The sequence below is a fragment of the Mesorhizobium sp. LNHC252B00 genome (assembly GCF_000502955.1).
Classification (GTDB): Bacteria; Pseudomonadota; Alphaproteobacteria; order Rhizobiales; family Rhizobiaceae; genus Mesorhizobium.
Window position 1 is genome coordinate 1 of record NZ_AYWO01000152.1, and the last position, 356, is coordinate 356.

Consider the following 356-nt stretch of genomic DNA (forward strand, 5'->3'; position numbering starts at 1 on the left):
GTGTTCTGGAAATCGATGATCGCCTTGCCGAAGGCCTTGCGCTCCTTGACGTAGTCGATGGTCAGCGCCAGCGCCCGTTCGATCATGGCGATCGCCCCGGTGCCGATCTGCAGACGCTCCTGCGGCAATTGCTGCATCAACTGGACGAACCCCTGTCCCTCTTCATGGCCGAGCAGGTTGGAGGTCGGCACACGGACGTCGTTGAAGAACAACTCCGACGTGTCGTTGGCCTTCAGCCCGATCTTGTCGAGGTTTCGGCCGCGTTCGAACCCCTCGACCTCCTCGGTCTCGATGACCATCAGCGAGGTGCCCTTGGCGCCCTTCTCCGGATCGGTCTTGGTGACGACGATGATGAA

Annotated in this window: 1 protein-coding gene; it reads right to left on the reverse strand. The window is 61.0% G+C overall.

Features of this window, described 5'->3' with window-relative positions; all coding sequences use genetic code 11:
• On the reverse strand, positions 1–356 hold a 356-nt coding region (locus X744_RS0139405), incomplete at both ends, for an acyl-CoA dehydrogenase family protein (RefSeq protein WP_031261622.1).